The following is a 21,116-nucleotide window of genomic DNA, read 5'->3' on the forward strand; positions in this document are numbered from 1 at the left end:
GACGGCCGCCAGGACGCAAGCGCGCATGGCGCGCGCCGCCCTTGACGGCGAGAACGCCGTGATACGGTGAAGGGAACAGCAAGACCGCCCACACCCGCCCACTGCACAGAGTCGATTTTTGGCAAGCGGAGCGCGCAGGCCCGGATCAACGAGCCGGGACGGAGGCGTCAGTGATGGAAGCCCGACAGGGGCGAGACTCGCGCAGCGAAGCTCGATGCGCAGCACGACAGCGCGACGGCGGCACGCCGGGACGCCCGACTGCTTGGGACAGGACTACTCGTTGTCCGTCTTGCGCTGCTCGATTTGCAACTGCGCCCGTTGCGTTGCCTGTTGCAGCCGCTCCACCAGCACGCCCCTCGGCGGCAAGGCGGTCAGATACTCGGCAACGTGGATGCCGGACTTGTCCAGCTCCAGCAATTCGATCTGCTCGCGCTTCTTGCCGGTGCAAAGGATGATCCCGAGCGGCGAGGCTTCCTCCGGCTCCCGTTCGTGCTTGTCTAGCCACCGAAGGTAAAGCTCCATCTGCCCTTTGTAGGCCGCCTTGAAGTCACCTACCTTCAACTCCACCGCAACCAGCCGCCGCAGCTTGCGGTTGTAGAACAGAAGGTCAAGGTGGAAATCCTCGTCGTCGATCGGAATGCGCTTCTGCCGGGCGACGAATGAGAAGCCCGCGCCCAGCTCCAGCAGGAAGGACTCCATTTCACGGATGATCGCCGCTTCCAAGTCGCCTTCCTGCCAAGTGTCCCGCAGGCCCAGGAAGTCGAGGATGTACGGGTCGCGCATGACCAGGGCCGGCGACATGCGCTGCGCATCGCGCAGGGTCGCCAACTCCTGCGCTATGGTTTCTTCCGGCTTTTGGGAAAGCGCCGTGCGCTCGTACAGCATCGAGTCGATACGCTCGCGCAGCGTCCGCACGCTCCAGCGTTGGGTGCTGGCCATCTGTGCGTAGTAGTCCCGCTGGAGCGGGTCTTTCAGCGGCATCAGGGCGATGAAGTGCGTCCAGCTCAATTCTCGTATCAGTGATACGAGAATTCGCTCGTCGGGGAAGGTGGCGGCGAACTGCACCATGCGGCGCAAGTTCTGCTCTGCAAAGCTGCTGCCGTACTCCTCCACCAACTGCGCAGCCAAGGTGGGCAGAACTTCCTTGCCGTAGGCGCCCCGGCGCCTGTCCAAGACCTGCGTGTGGATGCGTTGGCCGATGCGCCAGTAGAGCATCGTAAGCTCGCTATTCACCGTCGAGGCGGCGCGCAAGCGCGCCGCCTCGATCAGTGCCCGAATGTCGCCCAGCAGCGCCGCGGGCGCTGCGAGCGATGCTGCTGATGGCCGGCGCCCGTTCATGCCACCGCCTCCGCAAGCTGCCGCGCGCCCGTGATGGCTTGGCGGCGGCTGGCCACCAGCTCGGCCGCCTCGCGCACCGGCTTGTCCTCGGTGTGGACGTAGTGCATGAACATCGCCACGGTCTTGTGGCCCGTCAGCTTCATTCCCACTTTGGTCGGCACACCGGAATTGGCAATGTCGGTGGTCGAGCGATGACGGATGCCGTGCGTGCCTACGTGCGGCACGCTGGCGGCCTTGAGCGTCCGGCACCAGCCGCCATAGTGCTCGCCAAAGGTCAGGTGCTTGGCCGGGTCGTTCGGCGACGGCAGGACGTAAGGGCAGCCTTCCAGACGCGGCGCCGTCGAAAGCAGCCGATAGGCTTCCTCGCTCATGGGCTTGGAAATGCCGCCAACCTTGCTGTCGGGCCACACCACGCGCCGGTTCTCGAAGTCCAGCCAGCTCCATTCGAGCGGGCAGATTTCGGAGCGCCGCGCCGCAAACTCGAATTGCAGCCGGATCGCCAACGGGATGACGTAGTTCTCCAGCCCCTCCGCCTCCAGTTTCTCCAACTGGCGGAAGATCCGCACCATTTCCTCGTCCACGATGAGCCGGGTTTCCTTGCCCGGCGGGTACATCGGGACGTGGCGGCACGGATTCGTGCCGTCCGGGCGGAAGCCCCAGACTTCGGCCAAGTTGAACATCTTGCGCAGCACGCCGAAGGTCTTGTTGGCCTCGGTCGGCTTGTAGGCCAGCTTTTCCATGAGCCCCGCAATGTCGGGCCGCTTCACGTCATGCACCTTCTTGCGGCCCAGCAGCGGGATGATGTTGCGGTCGATGACGCCCTGGTAGCCGTCCTGCGTGCTGACCTTGTTGCGCTTCTTGGAGTAGTCCTCCATGAACTTTTTGCACAACTCGGCCATCGTGGGCGCCTTGCGCGCCTCGGCCTTGGCACCGCCGGGATCACCACCCCGGCGAACCTCGGCCAGCCAGTCCTGCGCTTTGACCCGCGCCTGTTCGACGGTTAGCTCCCCGTAGAGTCCCAGCGAGGGCTTGCGGGGCTGGCCAGAGTTCGTGCGGTACTGGAGCATGAACACCCGGCGTCCCGTCGAGGTAATCTTGCAAAGGAAGCCGGGCACGACGGTATCCCGTAGTTCGATGTCCTTCGCCTGGGGTTGCGCCGACTCTACGGCGGTCTTGGTGAGCTTGATCTTTGCCATGATGACTCCTTGGAACGACCCGGATTCCAGGAGCCAGATAGGAGCGGCGCGAGGGAGAACCGGGTCAAGTTTCAGAAAGCACCGGCATATGATGGAAGCGCGTAAGCTATTGATAAACCTGCTGTATCGGGCTACGTCGCAGTCCAGCGAACTACCGGGCTGGAGTCATCGTGAAACAAAAAAAGACCCGGCAAAATGCCGGGTCAATAACCGTGATTAGCCTGATGAGGAGATAATCTGAGAGTCCGAACCAGGGGCTCTTAGGTTATCCAACCAGTCTCGCGACCAGCTGTGATAATCATAACAATTCTCATTCAGGCGTCAATCCCTTCCCCACGATTATTTTGGATTTTTTTGCGTAGGATTTTTCGCGTCCAGTTGTTGATTGAGCGCTTCTTTGCGTTCGAGCGGCAAATCGTTCCAGTGCATGTCCAGCAAGGCGCCCTCAATGGCGTACAACAGCACCTTGGAGGCGCGGAACCCTCGAGTCTTGACGGCCTGGTAGGCACCCACCGCACCCAGGCGACGCAGATCCGATGCGCTGTGGATGCCGGCGGCATGCAGCCACTGCGCAGAGGTCTTGCCAAGGTTCTTCAGGTGCTGCAATTCATCGTTCATCGAGCCTCCTTGCGATGGCTGAACGTGGATTGGAGGATAAATCGCGAGCAGGTCAGAGAGGAGTGTAGCGGGGGTTAAGAAATGCGCGGCCTTTTGCCATCGGGGGCGATGAACTGCCTTTGGGAAGTAGCCTGTTCTGACCCCATCGCCGGCAAGCCAGCCCCACAGGTACACCGCAGGCCTTGAGGGCGAGGGTGTAACTGTGGGAGCTGGCTTGCCGGCGATAGGGCCGGTACAGGAAAACGGCGAACTTACAGGCCTGGCAACCGCTGGCGAATCTGCTCGATCACCTGGTCCATGCTGCCAGCATCCTGGGTATCGACCCGTGTGCTCTGCACCAGCTCCTGCGCATCCAACGCTTCACGGCTCGCCTGCTGGGCCTTGACCACATCCAGGGTGGCATCGGAGGGGTCGGTGTTTTCGGCCTGACGCTGCTCCAGCCAGCTGGCGATGACGGCCTCGGGTGCGTGGCAGTCGAGGATCAGGAACGGCACACCGGTCTGGCTGGCGACGTCTGCAGCAGCCTGGCGCTGTTCACGCTTGAGGTAGGTGGCATCCAGCACCACCGGGAAGCCGGCGCGCAAAACGGTGGCTGCCACTTCATGCAAACGTTGGTAGGTGGCGGCACTGGCATCCGGGTCATAAATGCCGGCAGTCAGTTGGCCGGCGTGGTCGTGCGGCTGATCGCCGAACAGGCGCTTGCGCTCGACGTCGGAGCGCACGCGAATGGCGCCCAAGGCCTCGACCAGGCGCATTGCCACGTGGCTCTTGCCCACTGCCGAGACACCATGGGTGATGGCCAGCAGCCGCGAAGGGATGGCGCTGTAGCTTTCCGCCAGGTTGGCGTAGTTGCGGTAGGTGCGCAGGGTAGTGGCCCGCTGCACGCCATCGGCATTGGCCGGCATGCTGAACAGCGCGACCTTGGCCCGTACCAGGGCGCGATAGGCTTTGTAGAAGTTGAGCACCTCCAGGCCTTCATAATCGCCGGTCAGCTCCAGGTACTGACTGATGAAACGTCGTGCCAGGCACTTGAGGCCGCGATCTTCCAGGTCCATGGCGAGGAAGCCGGTGTCGGCCCAGACATCGGTCATGCGGAACGGTTCGTTGAACTCGATGCAGTCGAAGATCACCACCTGGCCGTTGATCAGGGTCGCGTTGCCCAGGTGGATGTCGCCATGACACTCGCGGGTAAAGCCATTGGCCTTGCGCGAGGCGAACAGGCCTTGCAGCCGCTCGAAACTGCTCCGCGCCCACGCCTGCAGGTTGTCCAGTTGCAGCAGGTCGGCCTTGTCGCTGAGGAATGGGCGGATCTGCTCGAAGTTCTGCTCGACCGGGGCCATGACGCTTTCAGGCGAACCGTAGGGCTGCTCGGCAGATACCTTGGGGGTCTGCAGGTGAAACTCGGCGATTTGCCGGGCCATCTGGTCAATGTGCGCGGCATTCAGTTCACCATTGGCCTGCAGGGTGCTGAGCATCTGCCCCTGAGGGAACTGGCGCATCTTCAGCGCGTATTCGATGGCCTCGCCGTCGCCACCGATCTGCGGCGCTTCGACACTACCGGTCACCGCCAATACCTCCAGGTACAGGCCATCGGTCATGCGCTGATTCAGGCGCAACTCTTCGTTACAGAAATGCTGGCGCTGACCCAGTTCGGTGAAATCGAGGAAGCCGAAGTTCATCGGTTTCTTGATCTTGTAGGCGTACTCGCCGGTGAGCAGCACCCAGGAGATATGCGTCTCGATGAGCTGGAACCCATCCACGGGGTGAGGGTACAGGGCGGGGTTCTGCAACGCAGTGATAAGAGCTTGGCTCACGGCAAATCCTTCCGGGGCAGGGAATTCGAATGCGCCATTATGGTCAATGGTGCCGTCCCTGCCTACCGCTGGGCCGTCTGCCCAGCCTTTATAAAGTGCGTATAATCCGCCGCCATGACCCGATCTCGAAATCCTCGTACCCCTCAGAAACCCTCGACCAGCCGTTCTCGCGCCTGGCTGGGCTGGGCTTTGAAGCTCAGCCTGGTAGGCCTGGTGATCGTTGCCGGCTTCGCGGTTTACCTCGATGCTGTCGTGCAGGAGAAGTTCTCCGGCAAGCGCTGGACCATCCCGGCCAAGGTGTATGCCCGGCCGCTGGAGCTCTTTACTGGTCAAAAACTGAGCAAAAACGACTTCCTTACCGAACTCGATGCGCTCGGCTACCGGCGTGAGAGCGCGGCCAACGGCCCGGGTGCGGCGGCCGTCAACGGCAATACCGTCGACCTCAACACCCGTGGCTTCCAGTTCTACGAGGGGATGGAACCGGCGCAGTTCGTGCGCGTGCGCTTCTCCGGCGATTACGTGGCGGGCCTTTCTGCGGCCAACGGCAAGGCGCTCGACGTGGTGCGGCTGGAGCCGCTGATGATCGGCGGCATCTACCCGAAGAACCTCGAAGACCGCATCCTGATCAAGATCGATCAGGTACCCAAGTACCTGCTCGAAACACTGGTAGCGACCGAAGACCGCGACTTCTACAGCCACTACGGCGTGTCGCCCAAGTCCATCGCCCGGGCAATGTGGGTCAACACCTCGTCGGGGTCCATGCGCCAGGGGGGCAGTACCCTGACCCAACAGCTGGTGAAGAACTTCTACCTCAGCAGTGAGCGCAGCCTCAGCCGAAAGCTGACCGAGGCAATGATGGCGATGCTGCTTGAGCTGCATTACGACAAGCGCGAGATTCTCGAGGCCTACCTCAACGAGGTGTTCGTCGGTCAGGATGGCCAACGTGCAGTTCACGGTTTCGGTCTGGCCAGCCAGTTCTTCTTCAGCCAACCGCTGTCTGAGCTGAAACTGCACCAGATCGCCCTGCTGGTAGGCATGGTCAAAGGCCCGTCCTACTACAACCCGCGGCGTTACCCTGACCGTGCCCTGGCTCGCCGCAACCTGGTGCTCGACCTGGTGGCCGAGCAAGGCGTGGCCAGCCAGGCGGAAGTCGATGCAGCGAAGAAGATGCCGCTGGGCGTGACCAAGCGCGGCAGCCTGGCTGACAGCTCGTTCCCGGCCTTCCTCGACCTGGTCAAGCGTCAACTGCGCCAGGACTACCGCGACGAAGACTTGACTGAAGAAGGCCTGCGTATTTTCACCAGCTTCGACCCGATCCTGCAGATGAAGGCCGAAACTTCGATGAGCGAGACCTTCAAGCGCCTGTCGGGGCGCAAGGGGGCTGACGAGGTGGAATCGGCAATGGTCGTGACCAACCCGGAAACCGGTGAGGTACAGGCGCTGATCGGCAGCCGCCTGGCAGGCTTCGCCGGTTTCAACCGGGCCATTGATGCTGTGCGGCCGATCGGCTCGCTGGTAAAACCGTCGGTGTACCTGACTGCGCTGGAGCAGCCGAGCAAGTACACCCTGACCAGCTGGGTGCAGGATGAGCCATTTTCGGTCAAGGGTGCCGATGGTCAGGTCTGGCGCCCACAAAACTACGACCGTCGACCGCATGGCACCATCTATCTGTATCAGGGGCTTGCCAACTCGTACAACCTTTCGACTGCCAAGCTTGGCCTGGAAGTGGGCGTGCCCAATGTGATCAAGACTATTGGCCGGCTAGGGGTAAATGTCGACTGGCCAGCCTTCCCGGCCATGCTGCTGGGTGCTGGTGGCATGTCGCCGATGCAGGTTGCAACCATGTACCAGACCATCGCCAACGGCGGTTTCAACACCCCGATGCGCGGTATCCGCAGCGTGTTGACTGCCGAAGGCGAGCCGCTCAAGCGCTACCCGTTCCAGATCCAGCAAACCTTCGACCCGGGCGCCATCTACCTGGTGCAGAACGCCATGCAGCGGGTCATGCGCGAAGGTACCGGGCGCTCGGTGTACAACACCTTGCCGCGCTCGCTGACCCTGGCGGGCAAGACCGGTACCAGTAACGACTCGCGCGACAGCTGGTTCTCCGGCTTCAGCCAGGACCTGCTGGCCGTGGTGTGGATGGGCCGTGACGATAACGGCAAAACACCCTTTACCGGTGCCACCGGTGCCCTGCAGGTATGGACCAGTTTCATGAAAAAGGCCGACCCGCTGCCGCTGGACATGCCGCAACCGGACAACGTGGTGCAGGCCTGGATCGACCCTTACACTGGCCATGGGTCTGATGCCAGCTGTCCGGGAGCGGTGCAGATGCCGTATATTCGCGGGAGTGAACCGCCCGCCGGTGCGACCTGTGGCGGCGAGCAGAATCCTGCCGAGTCGGTCATGGACTGGGTCAAAGGCTGGATGAATTAAGCACAGGCTGCATTGATGAGGTGTGACGTGAACAAGTGGCTGTTTCCTGCCGTGACGGCGTTGGCTGTGCTCCAGGGGTGCTCAAGCGTCCCGCGCGGCAATATACCGGTGGTCGATTCGAGCACCCGCGTGTCCAACAGCGAGCGCGTGACGGCTAACCGCTCGGCGGGTGGCTATAACACGGGCACCGCGCAAGCGCAGACGCTGCCCGAAGACTCCGGTGTTACCGTGATGATTCCGCAGGGCGCTGGCGCTTCAGGTATCCAGACGTTCCCGGCTGCCAATGGCGCGGCACCGATCAGCACCTCGCCTATCACGCCTGGCCCGATTACCCCGGGCCCGGTCAGTTCGGCGCCGATGACCACAAACCCGAACCCGATCGCCGACGAGCCGTTCGACATCGCGGCCATGAACAGCGCCCCGGCAAGCACCAGCGCGCCAACCGGTATTCCGCGCAGCAGCACCGCTGCCGGTGGTCTGTCGGCCGACGAGCAGCTAGATGGCCCGGTGCTGGCCCTGTTGACCACCGCGCAGACCCAGCAGGGCAGTGGTGACTTCAACGGCGCTGCTTCGAGCCTTGAGCGTGCCCAGCGCATTGCCCCGCGCGAGCCGCAAGTGCTGTACCGCCTGGCCCAGGTACGCCTGTCGCAGGGTGATGCCGCCCAGGCCGAACAGTTGGCGCGTCGCGCCCTGACTTACGCCAACGGCCGGCCAAGCCTGCAGGCCGAGCTATGGAACACCATCGCCCAGGCCCGTGAAAAGCAAGGTGACAGCGCTGGCGCAGCACTGGCCCGGCAGAAGGCACGGGTCAATTCGTGATGATCGAGCAACGTATTCTGGATATTGCCGACCACCTGTTGCTGATCGAACGTGAACTGGTGGTGCAGGGGTGGTGGGATGACGAGCCACCCAGCGACGAGGCATTGGCCAGTACTGTGCCGTTCGCTGTCGATACCCTCAGTTTCGAGCAGTGGCTGCAATGGATTTTCCTGCCGCGCATGAAGATCATCATCGAGCTGGGCCATCCCCTGCCCAACGCCTCCAGCATCCTGGTCATGGCCGAGACCGTGTTTACCGACCGGCCGGAGCAAAGTCGTGAGCTGCGCCGACTGTTGGCAGCATTTGACCAATTGATCGCTCCTTCCGCCTGATTTCTTCAGTTTTTCCTTCAAGGGCCGCAGATTGTGGCCCTTTTTTGTGGAAATCTTATTTATTCTGCTGCTGAAGCGATTTTTAGTGGTGGCAGGAATTCATCTTGGGGAAAAATTGGCAATAATTTTTCTTGACATGTTGGCGCCGAATCACAAGAATCCAACTTCCGCTGTAGAGGGACTGCCAGAAGCAGACCCGCTAGGCAGATCATGAGGTGCACACCCGCGCCGACCTGTTACACCCCGCAACGCGTTACCTCGCGCTGGGTGGGAAAACCCCGCAACACTCTGGGGTGCTCCCAATACTTGCTCAGTCAGTGCTGACGTTTTCGCTCATGCTCTGCTTGGCAGTAAACCTATTAAGACCCGTCCACTAGGGACGGTATTCTGGCGTTTTAGAGGTGAACAACGTGGAGCTTTTATCTGGCGCTGAGATGGTCGTCCGCTTTTTGCGTGACGAAGGCGTTAAGCACATCTACGGGTACCCTGGTGGTGCTCTCCTGCATGTTTACGACGCGCTGTTCAAAGAACCGGAAGTGGAACACATCCTGGTTCGTCACGAGCAGGCGGCAACCCATATGGCGGACGGCTATGCCCGCGCCACCGGCAAGGCCGGTGTGGTGCTGGTAACCTCCGGCCCGGGCGCGACCAATGCCATTACCGGCATTGCCACCGCCTACATGGATTCGATTCCGATGGTCATCCTGTCCGGCCAGGTGCCTAGCACCATGGTGGGTACCGATGCCTTCCAGGAAACCGACATGATTGGTATCTCACGGCCGATCGTGAAGCACAGCTTCATGATCAAGAACCCGACCGAGATCCCTGAAGTCCTCAAGAAAGCTTTCTACCTGGCGCAATCCGGTCGCCCAGGTCCGGTCGTGGTCGACATTCCAAAAGATATGACCAACCCGGCCGAGAAGTTCGAATACGTCTATCCGAAAAAGGTCAAGCTGCGTTCCTACAGCCCGGCGGTCCGTGGCCATTCTGGCCAGATCCGCAAGGCTGCCGAGATGCTCCTGGCTGCCAAGCGCCCGATCGTCTACTCCGGTGGTGGCGTGATTCTGGGCGGTGGCTCCGAAGCCCTGACCGAAATCGCCAAGTCGCTGACCCTGCCGGTCACCAACACCCTGATGGGGCTGGGTGGCTTCCCGGGTACTGACCGCCAGTTCCTCGGCATGCTTGGCATGCACGGCAGCTACACCGCCAACATGGCCATGCACAATGCCGACGTGATCCTCGCTGTGGGCGCACGCTTTGACGACCGTGTGGTCAACGGCCCGGCCAAGTTCTGCCCGAACGCCAAGATCATCCACATCGACATCGACCCGGCGTCGATCTCCAAGATGATCAAAGCCGACGTGCCAATCGTTGGTCCGGTCGACAGCGTGCTCAGCGAAATGCTCGGCATCCTCAAGGAAATCGGCGAGCAGCCTGACAAGGCGGCGCTGGATGCCTGGTGGAAGCAGATTGACGAATGGCGTGGCGATGGCGAGCTGTTCCCTTACGACAAGGGCGATGGCAACGTCATCAAACCGCAGAAAGTCATCGAGACCCTGTGCGAAGTGACCAATGGCGATGCCTTTGTGACCTCCGACGTGGGCCAGCACCAGATGTTTGCGGCGCAGTACTACCGCTTCAACAAGCCGAACCGCTGGATCAACTCCGGTGGCCTGGGCACCATGGGCTTCGGCTTCCCGGCGGCGATGGGCGTGAAGCTCAACTTCCCGGACCAGGACGTTGCCTGTGTGACCGGCGAAGGCAGCATCCAGATGAACATCCAGGAGCTGTCCACCTGCATGCAGTACGGCCTGCCGGTGAAAATCGTCAACCTCAACAACGGTGTGCTGGGCATGGTCCGCCAGTGGCAGGACATGGCCTACAACGGTCGTCACTCGCACTCGTACGTCGAGTCGCTGCCTGACTTCATCAAGCTGGCCGAGGCCTATGGCCATGTGGGTATCCGCATCACCAGCCTGAAGGACCTCAAGCCGAAGCTGGAAGAAGCGTTTGCGATGAAGGACCGCCTGGTGTTCATCGACATCGCGGTTGACCGCAGCGAGCACGTCTATCCGATGCAGATCAAGGATGGCTCGATGCGTGACATGTGGCTGAGCAAGACGGAGCGTACCTGATATGCGGCACATCATTTCCCTGCTGCTGGAAAACGAACCAGGTGCGTTGTCCCGTGTGGTCGGCCTGTTCTCCCAGCGCAACTACAACATTGAAAGCCTGACCGTGGCGCCGACCGAAGACCCGACCCTGTCGCGTCTGACGCTGACCACCGTTGGCCATGACGAAGTGATCGAACAGATCACCAAGAACCTGAACAAGCTGGTCGAAGTGGTCAAGCTTGTCGACCTGTCGGAAAGCGCTCATATCGAGCGCGAACTGATGCTGGTCAAGGTCAAGGCCACCGGTGCCCAGCGCGCCGAGATCAAGCGCACCACGGATATCTTCCGTGGCCAGATTGTCGACGTGACCGCCAGCGTGTACACCGTGCAGCTGAGCGGCACCAGTGACAAACTGGACAGCTTCATCCAGGCGATCGGCACTGCATCGATTCTCGAAACCGTGCGCAGCGGCGTTACCGGCATTGCCCGTGGCGACAAAGTGCTCAGCATCTAAATTCAAAAATTAGCGATGGCTCCGCAGGGGCCGAGATATAACCAGGGGTATTTCATGAAAGTTTTCTACGATAAAGACTGCGACCTTTCCATCATCCAGGGCAAGAAAGTCGCCATCATCGGTTACGGCTCCCAGGGCCACGCTCAAGCGTGCAACCTGAAGGACTCCGGTGTAGACGTTACCGTCGGTCTGCGTAAAGGTTCGGCTACCGTTGCCAAGGCTGAAGCCCACGGCCTGAAAGTTGCCGACGTTGCAACCGCTGTCGCTGCGGCTGACCTGGTCATGATCCTGACCCCGGACGAGTTCCAGGGCGCGCTGTACAAGAACGAGATCGAGCCGAACATCAAGAAGGGCGCTACCCTGGCCTTCTCCCACGGCTTCTCGATCCACTACAACCAGGTTGTTCCGCGTGCCGACCTCGACGTGATCATGATCGCACCGAAGGCCCCGGGCCACACCGTTCGCTCCGAGTTCGTCAAAGGCGGCGGCATCCCTGACCTGATCGCTATCTACCAGGACGCTTCGGGCAATGCCAAGAACGTCGCCCTGTCTTACGCTTCGGGCGTTGGTGGTGGCCGTACCGGCATCATCGAAACCACCTTCAAGGACGAGACTGAAACCGACCTGTTCGGTGAGCAGGCCGTTCTGTGCGGCGGTACCGTCGAGCTGGTCAAAGCCGGTTTCGAAACCCTGGTCGAAGCTGGCTACGCGCCAGAAATGGCCTACTTCGAGTGCCTGCACGAACTGAAGCTGATCGTTGACCTCATGTACGAAGGCGGCATCGCCAACATGAACTACTCGATCTCCAACAACGCCGAATACGGTGAGTACGTTACCGGCCCGGAAGTCATCAACGAAGAATCCCGCAAGGCCATGCGCAACGCCCTGAAGCGCATCCAGGACGGCGAGTACGCGAAGATGTTCATCTCCGAAGGTGCTACCAACTACCCATCGATGACCGCCAAGCGCCGCAACAACGCCGCTCACGGTATCGAAATCATCGGCGAGCAACTGCGCTCGATGATGCCATGGATCTCGGCTAACAAAATCGTCGACAAGACCAAGAACTAAGTCTTATCGATAGATGAAAAACGCGGCTTCGGCCGCGTTTTTTCGTTCTGGGAGCCCGCTTCTGGTATAAAGCAGACCAGTGGCCTGCTGTCAGAACCTGTTTCGCGGGCCCGTGTCGAACATTTTCCATCCTGTTGCAAGGTACCCTTTATGAGCGAACGTCCCGAAGAGCCGAACAAGCCCTCCGACGCCGAAAGCCTGCTACCTGTCGATGAGCACGTTGAAGAAGGGCATGACGCCGAAGGCCGCAAGGTGCGCCACCGCGGCATCTACCTGCTGCCCAACCTGTTTACCACCGCCAACCTGTTTGCCGGCTTCTATTCCATCATCAGCTCGATGAGCGCACAGAGCGCCCTGAGTGCCGGTGACCCGCGCGAGGCGAGCAAGTACTTCGCCTTTGCCGCCATCGCCATCTTCGTGGCCATGGTGCTCGATGGCCTGGACGGCCGCGTTGCACGCATGACCAATACCCAGAGTGCCTTCGGTGCCGAGTACGACTCGCTGTCGGACATGGTTGCCTTCGGCGTGGCCCCTGCTTTGCTGGCATTTGGCTGGGCGCTGGGTGACATGGGCAAGGTCGGCTGGATGGTCGCCTTCATTTATGTGGCCGGTGCCGCGTTGCGTCTGGCACGCTTCAATACCCAGGTCGGCACTGCCGACAAGCGTTACTTCATCGGCCTGGCCAGCCCGGCTGCCGCAGGGGTGGTGGCGGGTACCGTGTGGGCGTTCAGCGATTACGGCATTCAGGGCTCCAAGCTGTCGTTCCTGGTGGCGCTGCTGGTAGCGGCTGCCGGCATGCTGATGGTCAGCAACATCAAGTACAACAGCTTCAAGGAGCTGGACCTCAAGGGGCGCGTGCCGTTCGTGGCCATCCTTGCCGTGGTGCTGGTATTTGCCGTCGTGTTCAGCGACCCGCCGCGCATCCTGCTGCTGATCTTCCTCGCCTATGCGGCATCTGGCCCGATCCAGTTCCTGCTGAAGGCGCGCCGGCGCAAAGCGTGAAAATCGCTTAACGCTGGAATAACCTTCCGGCTCCATAGTCATACTGGTACATCCGTTACCCAGTGCTATGGAGCCGCCCATGCTCATCAAGCTTCCCAGGTCTTCCGAGTGCAAGGCCTCGCAGATCACGCCAGAAGGCATCTACCTTTCCCGTCGCACATTGCTGGGTGGCTCGTTGGCCGGTCTGGCGCTGGGCGCCCTGCCAGGCGGGGCTGGGGCTGCAGAAGTCTCGCGTTATGCCGATGTGCAGGCCGGCACCGCGCCAGCCTGGTTCGCCGACAAGCTCGCTGCCACGCGCTGGCAGGCGATGACGGTGAAGGACGAGGCGATCACGCCGTTCAAGGATGCCACCCATTACAACAATTTTTACGAGTTCGGGCCCGACAAGGGTGACCCGGCAGCCAATGGCGATAGCCTGAAGACCGAGCCGTGGTCGGTTGTGGTGGATGGTGAGGTGGGCAAGCCTGGGCGCTATGCGCTGGAAGACTTCGTCAAGCCTTATCAGCTTGAAGAGCGGATTTATCGGCTGCGTTGCGTAGAGGCTTGGTCGATGGTTATCCCTTGGTTGGGATTCCCTTTGGCGCAGGTGCTCAAGCAGGTGGAGCCCACGTCCAAGGCGCGGTATGTGCGCTTCGAAACATTGAAGGATCCGCAGCACATGCCCGGGCAGCGTTCGGGGTTCGCCCTGATCGACTGGCCTTATAGAGAGGGGCTTCGCCTGGACGAGGCAATGCACCCTTTGGCGATCCTGGCGGTAGGCATGTATGGCCGCGAACTGCCGAACCAGAATGGCGCGCCGTTGCGCCTGGTGGTGCCGTGGAAGTATGGCTTCAAGAGCATCAAGTCGATCGTGCGCATCAGTTTGGTGGCTGAACAGCCCGGCACTACCTGGGAAGGGCTGGCGCCGGATGAGTATGGCTTCTATGCCAATGTGAACCCTACGGTCGATCACCCGCGCTGGAGCCAGGCACGTGAGCGCCGATTGCCCAGCGGGTTGTTCAGCCCCAATGTGCGAGAGACCCAGATGTTTAATGGCTACGCCGATGAAGTGGCGTCGCTGTATACCGGGCTCGATCTGCGGAAGAACTATTGATGCGTTACCCCTGGTTTCGCCTGGCTATTTTCGTCGTGGGATGTCTGTTCCCGGCGTGGTGGTTATATGAGGCAGCGATGAACCTGCTGGGGCCTGACCCCGGGAAGATCATGATGGATCGCCTTGGGCTTGGGGCACTCACCTTCCTGTTGGTGACCTTGAGCATGACGCCACTGCAGAAGGTGACGGGCTGGTCGGGGTGGATCGTGGTGCGTCGGCAGCTGGGGTTGTGGGTGTTTGCTTATATAGTGCTGCACATCCTTTGTTACCTGTTCTTTATTCTTGGGCTGGATTGGGGGCAGTTGGCGGTGGAGCTGAGTAAGCGGCCCTACATTATTGTGGGTGCGCTTGGGTTCCTGTGCTTGCTGGCCTTGGCGGCTACCTCGAATCGGTATAGCCAGCGGCGGCTGGGGGCGCGGTGGAAGAAGCTGCACAGGTTGGTGTATCTGGTTCTTGGGCTGGGGTTGCTGCACTTTTTGTGGATTGTGCGTTCGGACCTGCGGGAGTGGGCTGTCTATGCGTTTATTGGTGCTGTGCTGATGGTGCTGCGGATTCCTGCTGTTGGGCGGGGGCTTTCGAGGGTTGGTCGGAAGCAGGGCAGGGCGGTTTGAGAGTGAGGTGGGGCTGCCAAGGGTCGGTCTCGAGATAGTAGTGGCTGTGAAAGGTGCTTGCCTTTGATCTTATGGCGCCTGTGAGATCGAGCGCCGCCCGCGCGGCGCATCGCGACGCAAGGCCGCTCCCACATTTGTTTCGGGCCAGTTACTCCTGCCTCTTCCGCACTCGCACCCTGGGTGTATGGCTGGAGATTGCAGTGAAGGGGCGGCGCAACCTTCAATATTGAAGGGAACAAACAAGGGGGCGCGCGCCAATGGCACAGGCTGGACTGGCCCGAAACAAATGTGGGAGCGGCCTTGCGTCGCGATGCGCCGCGCGGGCGGCGCTCGATCTCACAGGCGCTGACTGTGTTGTGGCGGATACCTGGTGGCCTTTCTACGGTGTTTCCTGCTTATATTTCAGTTTCTTGAAATTAAAGGTTGACGCCCTTCTGAATCCCCTTATAATGCGCCCCACTTCCAGCGACATCGGAACGACAAACTCCTTGAGATTCAATGAGTTAAGTAGTTAAGGTGGCGTTGAAAGGGCTACGATCGAATGATCGCAAGCGGTTGAAATGGTGGTTGACAGCGCTTCTAAACGCTGTATGATTCACCTCCCGCTACGAGAGATCGCAGCGAGTTAAGTGTTTGAAGCTAAACGAGTTTCTCGCAAAAAACTTCAAAATAAACGCTTGACAGGCTCTGAGGAAAGCGTAGAATGCGCGCCTCGGTTGAGACGAAAAGCTCTTAACCAAACGCTCTTTAACAAATTGAATCAAGCAATTCGTGTGGGTGCTTGTGAGTATGGACTGATAGTCAAAAAGATTATCAGCATCACAAGTGACCATGCGAGAAATCACATAGTCATTTGAGATTGCTGAGCCAAGTTTAGGGTTTCTTAAAAACCCAAGCAGTATTGAACTGAAGAGTTTGATCATGGCTCAGATTGAACGCTGGCGGCAGGCCTAACACATGCAAGTCGAGCGGATGAGAAGAGCTTGCTCTTCGATTCAGCGGCGGACGGGTGAGTAATGCCTAGGAATCTGCCTGGTAGTGGGGGGCAACGTTTCGAAAGGAACGCTAATACCGCATACGTCCTACGGGAGAAAGCAGGGGACCTTCGGGCCTTGCGCTATCAGATGAGCCTAGGTCGGATTAGCTAGTTGGTGAGGTAATGGCTCACCAAGGCGACGATCCGTAACTGGTCTGAGAGGATGATCAGTCACACTGGAACTGAGACACGGTCCAGACTCCTACGGGAGGCAGCAGTGGGGAATATTGGACAATGGGCGAAAGCCTGATCCAGCCATGCCGCGTGTGTGAAGAAGGTCTTCGGATTGTAAAGCACTTTAAGTTGGGAGGAAGGGCATTAACCTAATACGTTAGTGTTTTGACGTTACCGACAGAATAAGCACCGGCTAACTCTGTGCCAGCAGCCGCGGTAATACAGAGGGTGCAAGCGTTAATCGGAATTACTGGGCGTAAAGCGCGCGTAGGTGGTTTGTTAAGTTGGATGTGAAAGCCCCGGGCTCAACCTGGGAACTGCATCCAAAACTGGCAAGCTAGAGTACGGTAGAGGGTGGTGGAATTTCCTGTGTAGCGGTGAAATGCGTAGATATAGGAAGGAACACCAGTGGCGAAGGCGACCACCTGGACTGATACTGACACTGAGGTGCGAAAGCGTGGGGAGCAAACAGGATTAGATACCCTGGTAGTCCACGCCGTAAACGATGTCAACTAGCCGTTGGAATCCTTGAGATTTTAGTGGCGCAGCTAACGCATTAAGTTGACCGCCTGGGGAGTACGGCCGCAAGGTTAAAACTCAAATGAATTGACGGGGGCCCGCACAAGCGGTGGAGCATGTGGTTTAATTCGAAGCAACGCGAAGAACCTTACCAGGCCTTGACATGCAGAGAACTTTCCAGAGATGGATTGGTGCCTTCGGGAACTCTGACACAGGTGCTGCATGGCTGTCGTCAGCTCGTGTCGTGAGATGTTGGGTTAAGTCCCGTAACGAGCGCAACCCTTGTCCTTAGTTACCAGCACATTATGGTGGGCACTCTAAGGAGACTGCCGGTGACAAACCGGAGGAAGGTGGGGATGACGTCAAGTCATCATGGCCCTTACGGCCTGGGCTACACACGTGCTACAATGGTCGGTACAGAGGGTTGCCAAGCCGCGAGGTGGAGCTAATCTCACAAAACCGATCGTAGTCCGGATCGCAGTCTGCAACTCGACTGCGTGAAGTCGGAATCGCTAGTAATCGCGAATCAGAATGTCGCGGTGAATACGTTCCCGGGCCTTGTACACACCGCCCGTCACACCATGGGAGTGGGTTGCACCAGAAGTAGCTAGTCTAACCTTCGGGAGGACGGTTACCACGGTGTGATTCATGACTGGGGTGAAGTCGTAACAAGGTAGCCGTAGGGGAACCTGCGGCTGGATCACCTCCTTAATCGACGACATCAGCCTGCTGATGAGCTCCCACACGAATTGCTTGATTCATTGTCGAAGACGATCAAGACCCTATATAGGTCTGTAGCTCAGTTGGTTAGAGCGCACCCCTGATAAGGGTGAGGTCGGCAGTTCAAATCTGCCCAGACCTACCAATATGCGGGGCCATAGCTCAGCTGGGAGAGCGCCTGCCTTGCACGCAGGAGGTCAGCGGTTCGATCCCGCTTGGCTCCACCACTCGCTTTACTTGATCAGAACTTAGAAATGAACATTCGTAGATGAATGTTGATTTCTGACTTTTGTCAGATCGTTCTTTAAAAATTCGGATATGTGATAGAAATAGACTGAACACCAGTTTCACTGCTGGTGGATCAGGCTAAGGTAAAATTTGTGAGTTCTGCTCGAAAGAGCGACGTGCGAATTTTCGGCGAATGTCGTCTTCACAGTATAACCAGATTGCTTGGGGTTATATGGTCAAGTGAAGAAGCGCATACGGTGGATGCCTTGGCAGTCAGAGGCGATGAAAGACGTGGTAGCCTGCGAAAAGCTTTGGGGAGTCGGCAAACAGACTGTGATCCAGAGATCTCTGAATGGGGGAACCCAGCCAGCACAAGCTGGTTATCTTGTACTGAATACATAGGTGCAAGAGGCGAACCAGGGGAACTGAAACATCTAAGTACCCTGAGGAAAAGAAATCAACCGAGATTCCCTTAGTAGTGGCGAGCGAACGGGGACCAGCCCTTAAGTTGGTTTGAGATTAGTGGAACGCTCTGGAAAGTGCGGCCATAGTGGGTGATAGCCCCGTACACGAAAATCTCTTATCAATGAAATCGAGTAGGACGGAGCACGAGAAACTTTGTCTGAATATGGGGGGACCATCCTCCAAGGCTAAATACTACTGACTGACCGATAGTGAACTAGTACCGTGAGGGAAAGGCGAAAAGAACCCCGGAGAGGGGAGTGAAATAGATCCTGAAACCGTATGCGTACAAGCAGTGGGAGCCTACTTTGTTAGGTGACTGCGTACCTTTTGTATAATGGGTCAGCGACTTATATTCAGTGGCGAGCTTAACCGAATAGGGGAGGCGTAGCGAAAGCGAGTCTTAATAGGGCGTTTAGTCGCTGGGTATAGACCCGAAACCGGGCGATCTATCCATGGGCAGGTTGAAAGTTAGGTAACACTGACTGGAGGACCGAACCGACTACCGTTGAAAAGTTAGCGGATGACCTGTGGATCGGAGTGAAAGGCTAATCAAGCTCGGAGATAGCTGGTTCTCCTCGAAAGCTATTTAGGTAGCGCCTCATGTATCACTGTAGGGGGTAGAGCACTGTTTCGGCTAGGGGGTCATCCCGACTTACCAAACCGATGCAAACTCCGAATACCTACAAGTGCCGAGCATGGGAGACACACGGCGGGTGCTAACGTCCGTCGTGAAAAGGGAAACAACCCAGACCGTCAGCTAAGGTCCCAAAGTCATGGTTAAGTGGGAAACGATGTGGGAAGGCTTAGACAGCTAGGAGGTTGGCTTAGAAGCAGCCACCCTTTAAAGAAAGCGTAATAGCTCACTAGTCGAGTCGGCCTGCGCGGAAGATGTAACGGGGCTCAAACCATGCACCGAAGCTACGGGTATCACCTTTTGGTGATGCGGTAGAGGAGCGTTCTGTAAGCCTGTGAAGGTGAGTTGAGAAGCTTGCTGGAGGTATCAGAAGTGCGAATGCTGACATGAGTAACGACAATGCGAGTGAAAAACTCGCACGCCGAAAGACCAAGGTTTCCTGCGCAACGTTAATCGACGCAGGGTTAGTCGGTCCCTAAGGCGAGGCTGAAAAGCGTAGTCGATGGAAAACAGGTTAATATTCCTGTACTTCCAGTTATTGCGATGGAGGGACGGAGAAGGTTAGGCCAGCCTGGCGTTGGTTGTCCAGGTTTAAGGTGGTAGGCTGAAATCTTAGGCAAATCCGGGATTTCAAGGCCGAGAGCTGATGACGAGTTGCCTTTAGGCGACGAAGTGGTTGATACCATGCTTCCAAGAAAAGCTCCTAAGCTTCAGATAACTGGGAACCGTACCCCAAACCGACACAGGTGGTTAGGTAGAGAATACCAAGGCGCTTGAGAGAACTCGGGTGAAGGAACTAGGCAAAATGGCACCGTAACTTCGGGAGAAGGTGCGCCGGCGAGGGTCAAGGACTTGCTCCGTAAGCCCATGCCGGTCGAAGATACCAGGCCGCTGCGACTGTTTATTAAAAACACAGCACTCTGCAAACACGAAAGTGGACGTATAGGGTGTGACGCCTGCCCGGTGCCGGAAGGTTAATTGATGGGGTTAGCGCAAGCGAAGCTCTTGATCGAAGCCCCGGTAAACGGCGGCCGTAACTATAACGGTCCTAAGGTAGCGAAATTCCTTGTCGGGTAAGTTCCGACCTGCACGAATGGCGTAACGATGGCGGCGCTGTCTCCACCCGAGACTCAGTGAAATTGAAATCGCTGTGAAGATGCAGTGTATCCGCGGCTAGACGGAAAGACCCCGTGAACCTTTACTATAGCTTTGCACTGGACTTTGAATTTGCTTGTGTAGGATAGGTGGGAGGCTTTGAAGTGGGGACGCCAGTTCTCATGGAGCCATCCTTGAAATACCACCCTGGCAACTTTGAGGTTCTAACTCAGGTCCGTTATCCGGATCGAGGACAGTGTATGGTGGGTAGTTTGACTGGGGCGGTCTCCTCCCAAAGAGTAACGGAGGAGTACGAAGGTGCGCTCAGACCGGTCGGAAATCGGTCGTAGAGTATAAAGGCAAAAGCGCGCTTGACTGCGAGACACACACGTCGAGCAGGTACGAAAGTAGGTCTTAGTGATCCGGTGGTTCTGTATGGAAGGGCCATCGCTCAACGGATAAAAGGTACTCCGGGGATAACAGGCTGATACCGCCCAAGAGTTCATATCGACGGCGGTGTTTGGCACCTCGATGTCGGCTCATCACATCCTGGGGCTGAAGCCGGTCCCAAGGGTATGGCTGTTCGCCATTTAAAGTGGTACGCGAGCTGGGTTTAGAACGTCGTGAGACAGTTCGGTCCCTATCTGCCGTGGACGTTTGAGATTTGAGAGGGGCTGCTCCTAGTACGAGAGGACCGGAGTGGACGAACCTCTGGTGTTCCGGTTGTCACGCCAGTGGCATTGCCGGGTAGCTATGTTCGGAAGAGATAACCGCTGAAAGCATCTAAGCGGGAAACTTGCCTCAAGATGAGATCTCACTGGGATCTTGAATCCCCTAAAGGGCCGTCGAAGACTACGACGTTGATAGGTTGGGTGTGTAAGCGCTGTGAGGCGTTGAGCTAACCAATACTAATTGCCCGTGAGGCTTGACCATATAACACCCAAGCAATTTGCTGACGCAGATTGCGGTGGTGAAGATGATACGAACCGAAAGTTCGCAACAAACCACAAACATCACATATCCGAATTCGCTGGGCTGTCCATCTGGACATTCTGGCTACAGAATTTCTTGACGACCATAGAGCATTGGAACCACCTGATCCCATCCCGAACTCAGCAGTGAAACGATGCATCGCCGATGGTAGTGTGGGGTTTCCCCATGTGAGAGTAGGTCATCGTCAAGATTCATTTCGCAAAACCCCTATCTGCGCATGCAGGTAGGGGTTTTGTCTTTGTGGGCAAAAAATTCAGCCCAGCTCGAATCCCTGTGGGAGCGGGCTTGCCCCGC

General features: G+C 58.4%; 13 protein-coding genes, 2 tRNA genes and 3 rRNA genes. 14 read left to right on the forward strand and 4 right to left on the reverse strand.

Features of this window, described 5'->3' with window-relative positions:
* Nucleotides 1–273: 273 nt before the first annotated feature.
* The 4 genes from J3A71_RS04505 to J3A71_RS04520 form a co-directional block, all read right to left on the reverse strand.
* Nucleotides 274–1,338 (reverse strand): PDDEXK nuclease domain-containing protein, encoded by a 1,065-nt coding sequence (locus J3A71_RS04505; RefSeq protein WP_003092331.1) that lies wholly within the window; start codon nt 1,336–1,338, stop codon nt 274–276.
* Nucleotides 1,335–2,534, reverse strand: coding sequence for a site-specific integrase (locus J3A71_RS04510; RefSeq protein WP_001062689.1), 1,200 nt, complete (start codon nt 2,532–2,534; stop codon nt 1,335–1,337). The genes J3A71_RS04505 and J3A71_RS04510 overlap by 4 nt, the downstream gene beginning before the upstream one ends.
* A 339-nt stretch (nt 2,535–2,873) precedes the next feature.
* Nucleotides 2,874–3,152 carry a TfoX/Sxy family protein gene (locus tag J3A71_RS04515; RefSeq protein ID WP_016489141.1) on the reverse strand — a complete coding sequence of 93 codons (279 nt, stop codon included), beginning with the start codon at nt 3,150–3,152 and terminating at the stop codon, nt 2,874–2,876.
* Nucleotides 3,153–3,403: 251 nt separating this feature from the next.
* On the reverse strand, nt 3,404–4,966 hold the full coding sequence (locus J3A71_RS04520; RefSeq protein WP_070086835.1) for a bifunctional aminoglycoside phosphotransferase/ATP-binding protein: 1,563 nt from the start codon (nt 4,964–4,966) through the stop codon (nt 3,404–3,406).
* Nucleotides 4,967–5,080: 114 nt separating this feature from the next.
* On the opposite strand from J3A71_RS04520, the gene mrcB reads away from it, so the two are divergent.
* The 14 genes from mrcB (at nt 5,081) to rrf (ending at nt 21,012) form a co-directional block, all read left to right on the forward strand.
* A complete protein-coding gene (mrcB, locus tag J3A71_RS04525; RefSeq protein ID WP_016489139.1) occupies nt 5,081–7,402 on the forward strand; it encodes a penicillin-binding protein 1B in 2,322 nt (773 codons plus the stop codon).
* 15 nt (nt 7,403–7,417) lie between these two features.
* Nucleotides 7,418–8,221, forward strand: a complete 804-nt coding sequence (locus J3A71_RS04530; RefSeq protein ID WP_016489138.1) for a tetratricopeptide repeat protein — start codon at nt 7,418–7,420, stop codon at nt 8,219–8,221.
* On the forward strand, nt 8,221–8,553 hold the full coding sequence (locus J3A71_RS04535) for a YqcC family protein (protein ID WP_016489137.1): 333 nt from the start codon (nt 8,221–8,223) through the stop codon (nt 8,551–8,553). The genes J3A71_RS04530 and J3A71_RS04535 overlap by 1 nt, the downstream gene beginning before the upstream one ends.
* Before the next feature lie 410 nt (nt 8,554–8,963).
* A complete protein-coding gene (locus J3A71_RS04540; protein ID WP_096426994.1) occupies nt 8,964–10,688 on the forward strand; it encodes an acetolactate synthase 3 large subunit in 1,725 nt (574 codons plus the stop codon).
* A 1-nt stretch (nt 10,689) separates the two neighbouring features.
* A complete protein-coding gene (gene ilvN / locus J3A71_RS04545; RefSeq protein WP_003250040.1) occupies nt 10,690–11,181 on the forward strand; it encodes an acetolactate synthase small subunit in 492 nt (163 codons plus the stop codon).
* A gap of 54 nt (nt 11,182–11,235) precedes the next feature.
* The gene (gene ilvC / locus J3A71_RS04550; RefSeq protein ID WP_003250043.1) at nt 11,236–12,252 is read left to right on the forward strand and encodes a ketol-acid reductoisomerase; all 1,017 of its coding nucleotides are present in this window, start codon (nt 11,236–11,238) and stop codon (nt 12,250–12,252) included.
* A 150-nt stretch (nt 12,253–12,402) separates the two neighbouring features.
* The gene (gene pssA, locus J3A71_RS04555; RefSeq protein ID WP_003250045.1) at nt 12,403–13,254 is read left to right on the forward strand and encodes a CDP-diacylglycerol--serine O-phosphatidyltransferase; all 852 of its coding nucleotides are present in this window, start codon (nt 12,403–12,405) and stop codon (nt 13,252–13,254) included.
* A gap of 79 nt (nt 13,255–13,333) precedes the next feature.
* Nucleotides 13,334–14,347, forward strand: coding sequence for a protein-methionine-sulfoxide reductase catalytic subunit MsrP (gene msrP, locus J3A71_RS04560; RefSeq protein ID WP_095117288.1), 1,014 nt, complete (start codon nt 13,334–13,336; stop codon nt 14,345–14,347).
* Nucleotides 14,347–14,958: a protein-methionine-sulfoxide reductase heme-binding subunit MsrQ gene (msrQ, locus tag J3A71_RS04565; RefSeq protein WP_023046899.1), complete on the forward strand. Its 612-nt coding sequence runs from the start codon at nt 14,347–14,349 to the stop codon at nt 14,956–14,958. Before msrP ends, msrQ begins: the two co-directional genes overlap by 1 nt.
* Before the next feature lie 903 nt (nt 14,959–15,861).
* Nucleotides 15,862–17,398: ribosomal RNA gene (locus tag J3A71_RS04570) — 16S ribosomal RNA — on the forward strand.
* Nucleotides 17,399–17,475: 77 nt separating this feature from the next.
* Nucleotides 17,476–17,552: transfer RNA gene (locus tag J3A71_RS04575), tRNA-Ile, on the forward strand.
* Between the two features lie 6 nt (nt 17,553–17,558).
* Nucleotides 17,559–17,634, forward strand: a tRNA-Ala gene (locus J3A71_RS04580).
* 235 nt (nt 17,635–17,869) lie between these two features.
* Nucleotides 17,870–20,762: ribosomal RNA gene (locus J3A71_RS04585) — 23S ribosomal RNA — on the forward strand.
* A gap of 134 nt (nt 20,763–20,896) precedes the next feature.
* Nucleotides 20,897–21,012, forward strand: a 5S ribosomal RNA gene (gene rrf / locus J3A71_RS04590).
* Together the 16S, 23S and 5S rRNA genes with 2 tRNA genes alongside form the textbook arrangement of a ribosomal RNA operon.
* The last annotated feature ends 104 nt before the right edge of the window (nt 21,013–21,116 follow it).

This window comes from Pseudomonas sp. PvP089 (assembly GCF_017875165.1).
Lineage (GTDB): Bacteria > Pseudomonadota > Gammaproteobacteria > Pseudomonadales > Pseudomonadaceae > Aquipseudomonas > Aquipseudomonas fortuita.

Coding starts and splice junctions, on each gene's coding strand:
- J3A71_RS04505 (WP_003092331.1), bottom strand. CDS start 1,338: ATGAACGGGCGCCGGCCATCAGCAGCATCGCTCGCAGCGCCCGCGGCG.
- J3A71_RS04510 (WP_001062689.1), bottom strand. CDS start 2,534: ATGGCAAAGATCAAGCTCACCAAGACCGCCGTAGAGTCGGCGCAACCC.
- J3A71_RS04515 (WP_016489141.1), bottom strand. CDS start 3,152: ATGAACGATGAATTGCAGCACCTGAAGAACCTTGGCAAGACCTCTGCG.
- mrcB (WP_016489139.1), top strand. CDS start 5,081: ATGACCCGATCTCGAAATCCTCGTACCCCTCAGAAACCCTCGACCAGC.
- J3A71_RS04530 (WP_016489138.1), top strand. CDS start 7,418: ATGAGGTGTGACGTGAACAAGTGGCTGTTTCCTGCCGTGACGGCGTTG.
- J3A71_RS04535 (WP_016489137.1), top strand. CDS start 8,221: ATGATCGAGCAACGTATTCTGGATATTGCCGACCACCTGTTGCTGATC.
- ilvN (WP_003250040.1), top strand. CDS start 10,690: ATGCGGCACATCATTTCCCTGCTGCTGGAAAACGAACCAGGTGCGTTG.
- ilvC (WP_003250043.1), top strand. CDS start 11,236: ATGAAAGTTTTCTACGATAAAGACTGCGACCTTTCCATCATCCAGGGC.
- pssA (WP_003250045.1), top strand. CDS start 12,403: ATGAGCGAACGTCCCGAAGAGCCGAACAAGCCCTCCGACGCCGAAAGC.
- msrP (WP_095117288.1), top strand. CDS start 13,334: ATGCTCATCAAGCTTCCCAGGTCTTCCGAGTGCAAGGCCTCGCAGATC.
- msrQ (WP_023046899.1), top strand. CDS start 14,347: ATGCGTTACCCCTGGTTTCGCCTGGCTATTTTCGTCGTGGGATGTCTG.